This is a genomic window from Alitiscatomonas aceti (assembly GCF_025567195.1).
GTDB lineage: Bacteria > Bacillota > Clostridia > Lachnospirales > Lachnospiraceae > Alitiscatomonas > Alitiscatomonas aceti.
In genome coordinates this window covers 1-4589 of record NZ_JAOQJF010000063.1, presented here as the reverse complement: position 1 = coordinate 4589, position 4589 = coordinate 1, and the positions used below count along the sequence as shown (strand labels likewise).

Here is a 4589-nt window from a genome sequence, read left to right as displayed (position 1 = left end):
CATTGAAAGTTCCTCCTTATTCTCTTTATTATACATGAATTCTTTGAGAATAAGGTGTCAACTTTATTTATACAACATCAGAATCTATTTCTGTTTGAATTGCGGACAAAAAGGCTTCTAATAGCTTTTGTTGAATCACAAACCGTTGTTCTTCAAAGTCGGTAACGCTAGCTGTATCCTCGTTCCAAAATTTTTTATACTTCTTGGCGACATCGGGGTTTAGTTCTAGGTGATCGCTAGAATGGCGATAAACCTTTATTCGATGTAGTACGTCAAACAAAGCTGGATATGTTGACTTGATTTCATTCCAGAAATATTTCTTTTTCCCCAATGATTTGCCGTATTTTTCGATTGACTCAACGAAGCAACGATTACAAATATTGAAGAAATTTTCAAATTCTGGCTCGTTAGATACTGGTCCTACATTTACGAATCTATCTGCCTCGGGGAAAGAGTTTTCGCCAAAAAGTTTGGGCAGTCCACAGACATACGGTAGCAGAACTGATTGTAGAACGTGCAGATGCAGAAAAAGAACATATGGGACTGACAACATGGGAAGCGGCTCCTGATGGAAAGATTGTAAAATCAGATGTTTCTATCGCGAAAAATTATTTGAGTGATAAAGAGATGGCTTATATGGAGCGGATTGTATCACTGTACCTTGATTATGAAGAATTGCAGGCAGAGCGTCAAATTCCTATGAGTATGGAAGATTGGGCGAAAAGGCTGGATGTTTTTTTGGAATTCAATGGAAATGAAATTCTCACAGATGCTGGAAAGATTAGTGCGGAGCAGGCAAAGCTTTATGTAGAAACAGAGTTTGAAAAATACCGGATTGTGCAGGATAGATTGTTTGTATCAGATTATGATAAGTTCTTACTTGAAATGGAAGAAACAGTAGAGGAATGATTTGGTTCTAAATTGGTAAAAAACAGATTTCCGCCAGGGATAAAATCTGCTTTGGAGGCATGGGTTTTATGTCCTCAACACATGTGGAATGCTGCGTGCGATTGAAATGGAAGGTAAAGTAAGAGAGGCTAGAGCCGGTCTGAATTTGTAATTGTGCAAGGGACGTTGCATAATTGTCGTATTAAGAGTATCTTCTCACTGGCTGGTACAGAACACCATGTATAATATATTGAAGGATGATAAAGTGGACAACTAGAGAGAGAGTTTCATTTATCAGACCGAAGAAGGCTTGACGAAGATAGATGTTAATATACAAAATGAAACGGTGTGGCTGTCGCTGAAACAAATGGTGAATTTATTTCAAAGAGACAAATCTACAATTTCAAGACATATAAAAAATATTTTTGCTGAAGGAGAATCAGTGAGAGAGTCAGCTGTTGCAAAATTTGCAACAGTTTAAACCGAAGGGAATAGACAGGTAGAAAGAACTATAGAGTATTACAATCTGGATATTATCATTTCCGTTGGCTTTCGAGTAAAATAATAGCGCGGTGTTCAATTCTGTATATGGGCAATGAATGTATTAAAGGAGTACATCAAAAAAGGTGTTACAATGAATGATGACCGTTTGAAAGAATTGGGTGATGGTGGGTATTTTAAGGAACTGTTGGAAAGAATCCGTGACATTTAGGCATGTGAAAAGGTATTTTATCTTCAAGTGTTGGAAATTTAATTGGATATAATTATTAGGTGTTCTACTGGGGACAAACCAGGTCTTTCGGTAATTCAGACCATCGCCTCAACACGTGTGGAGTACTGCGCAAAATAGATATACATTTATAAATAAGATTTAAAATTGTGCTGAAATGGAAGTTATTATCTTGTGCAAAGAAAGGATGAAGTTTATACAAACAATGGATAAAATCTTGTACTCACTTGACATGAAAAAAATAATTCAAATTATTTTAATTGCAATTGGTGTTAGTATAGCTGCTAGAATACATCAGATATTTTTGCCTAAATCCTATTCGTCAGTTTTGGATTTTAGATATTCAAAGGATGTTGGAAAAACTATAAGGAGTTCATCAATTAGATTAATTTATTTAGCAACAATTAGTATAATGGCTTTATTATGTGGTGTTGGTCAGGATGAAATATGTATCGGTGTTGGTTCGGCAGCTTTTTTAAATGTTTGGCCTGCAATCGTACAATATCATCTTTTATCTATATTTAATAAATTTGATAAGTTTCGTTTGTTGTTTGGATATATTTGCTTTATTATTTTCTCTGTTATATTTTCTTATATAAGTACGGAGTATATTTTAAAATCATTGCAGGGAAAGGATGTCTTTGGGATTGTAGGCAGCAATGGTTTTGAAATTTTGATGTCACTATTACTGAGCGGATTGGCAATTAATGCAGAAACCGTATTATCCGGATTGGCAAAATTTGAAGGAAAATTGGATATTAAAACTTTCCGGACAGATTTAGAGATTTTGCTGGTGCAAGCACAATTAGAAAAAAGTGAGATAAATCTATATCACTATGAGATAAAACGGGAGGCAGAGAATAATCACATTTCGTATGAGCTACTGGAAACAATTTTGGTTTTAGAGAAAATTTATAGAGGAGCATGGTATTATAAATGTTTGGAAATATTATTTTGTAAACTGGGGGTTTTTACAAAAAATTGCTATAAAATTAGATTTTTCTATTGGGATGGGACAGATAAAAATTTCAACGGCACAACGTCTTTTAAAACAAAATCCATATGCCTTCATAGGAAAAATGCTGGATCCTGATTTTTCTATAGGTTTATGTGCAAAATATTTGCAAGAGATAGTAGAGAGCTATAAAGAAAATTATTGGAACGAATGCGAAAACATGACAATATATGAATATGTTGCAAATGAATATTTAGGCACTGATGATAGTTCAGAATTAGAAATAGTTAGGTTATACGCTGCTATATTAGAAAATATAGATAACAATAAGATGTACTCGTTTATAAATGAGGGAAAGATTTTATGTTTAGAAAAAGAACTGAGTGAGTACATACAAAAATGTGAAAAAATTTCAATGAGCCAAAAAACATATTATATATATGGACCAACCAATCTATCTGTCAAAATAAAAAACAGTGAAAAAAGTCTTACATACTTACTGAAAAAGAAACATAAAACGAAAATATTTATCCTGGAACTAGATAATGAACAAATTTGGTTACATATCCCTGTTGTTGGAGGGAAAGTTGGTTCACTAATAGAGAATCTAAAAGAGGATTTTGCACAGCATGAAATGGAAGGAGAATTTTCATTACCAAGTGATCTGACATATGATGAAATTAGAGAAAGTTTTTTTAAACGAGCAATTGGATCACAAGGATAAAAGATTTGCAGCTACAATATATTTGCTAATATATTTAGTAATTAATTTGGGTCTAAATTTCAACCGGTTTTTAAGGACCTAAATTATTATAATAAATGAAAAAGCAAATTTCATTCCTCTAAAGAGCCAAATTCTGTGCTATATTTTTAGTTATACAAAGAGTAAGAAGAAACACGAAAGAAAGGTTAAGGGAAGCTTGAACCATTTGATAGTGTTTTATCTCTACACCAAGGACGAACCACGTCTATCGGTAATCCGAATCACTGCCTCAACACATTGTGAGACGGTATGCTTGGTGTCAAGGGTAGGAGGCAAATAGCTGCGGAAGCCCGGTATTACTTTGGTTTTCGGTAATCGGGCATATTTGGCATTGGGCAGGCAAAACGTTTCTCGGTAACTTATCAAAGGATGATCCGGATCAAAAAGTGTGAGAGTTGAGCTGCCAAGTTAGATGTCACTATGTTGACTTGTCGAGTTAGATGTTGGAAAGTTGTGTCTGCGAGATGGATGCTGGAGAAGGAATAATGCTTGCAAAAAAGGTATGATAAATATAACATTTAGAACATTCGAAAATGCCCGTAGATCTTTGGTGAGATTAAGCGGAGTTAATATTCAATTTGGGAAAATATGTAGGGTACGAAAGGGAGTACAGGTATGCAGATGATTTGGTGAAAGATGTTTGACAAACCCACCGGCGTTTTGTTTCGCCAGTCCTTCCGCTTTATTTCCCTCAGCCCTTTCGTTCCCCCTCCCGCGGCTCTTTCCACGCCTTTCCCGGTCTGAAATTTTACTTTTTGAACGGTTTTTTAAAATTTTTTATTTTTTTTCAAATTACCTGTTGCAATTTCCAGGATTTCTGTTATAATAACTTTTGTTCCGGGGTATGGCGTAGTTTGGTAGCGCGCTCGGCTGGGGGCCGAGAGGTCGCAGGTTCAAATCCTGTTACCCCGATTTTCTGTTTTAAAAAGGATTTCTGGAAATTGATTCCAGAAGTCCTTTTTTGTTATCTTCCATCCACGTTCCTTCCATTCGGTATCTTCTCATTTGCCGGGGGCTTTCTTCCTAGTTCCTTTCCGTTGGCTGGGATCTCTTTCTCCCCGGTCCGCTTACGACGGCTTTGGACATAGAGGCGCCTTTTTTCTCAGTATACCCAAAATTTCCTGGAAATCCGTCTATTTTCCTGGTGGATTGGACACATATTCCTATGTTCTTTCCCTATGGGGCTGTCGGGAAATAGATAGTCTAAAACAGGGCCGGCTGTGACTTATGTGAGTCACAACCGACCCTGAAAT

General features: G+C 35.8%; 3 protein-coding genes, 1 tRNA gene and 2 pseudogenes. 5 read left to right on the top strand and 1 reads right to left on the bottom strand.

Annotation, left to right across the window (positions count from 1 at the left end; translation table 11 throughout):
* Positions 1 to 67: 67 nt before the first annotated feature.
* A complete protein-coding gene (locus tag OCV69_RS16280) occupies positions 68 to 553 on the bottom strand; it encodes a hypothetical protein (protein WP_262563242.1) in 486 nt (161 codons plus the stop codon).
* Here OCV69_RS16280 and rhuM (OCV69_RS16275) point away from each other — a divergent pair.
* The 5 genes and pseudogenes from rhuM (OCV69_RS16275) to OCV69_RS16255 all read left to right on the top strand — a co-directional run.
* A pseudogene (gene rhuM / locus OCV69_RS16275) lies at positions 472 to 909 on the top strand (RhuM family protein); the annotation flags it as partial. The gene OCV69_RS16280 and the pseudogene rhuM (OCV69_RS16275) overlap by 82 nt on opposite strands.
* 472 nt (positions 910 to 1381) lie before the next feature.
* Positions 1382 to 1600 (top strand): annotated as a pseudogene (gene rhuM, locus OCV69_RS17205) (RhuM family protein); the annotation flags it as partial.
* 175 nt (positions 1601 to 1775) lie between these two features.
* Positions 1776 to 2711, top strand: a complete 936-nt coding sequence (locus OCV69_RS16265; protein WP_158360291.1) for a hypothetical protein — start codon at positions 1776 to 1778, stop codon at positions 2709 to 2711.
* A complete protein-coding gene (locus tag OCV69_RS16260; protein ID WP_262563241.1) occupies positions 2698 to 3297 on the top strand; it encodes a hypothetical protein in 600 nt (199 codons plus the stop codon). The genes OCV69_RS16265 and OCV69_RS16260 overlap by 14 nt, the downstream gene beginning before the upstream one ends.
* 877 nt (positions 3298 to 4174) lie before the next feature.
* Positions 4175 to 4248: transfer RNA gene (locus tag OCV69_RS16255), tRNA-Pro, on the top strand.
* The last annotated feature ends 341 nt before the right edge of the window (positions 4249 to 4589 follow it).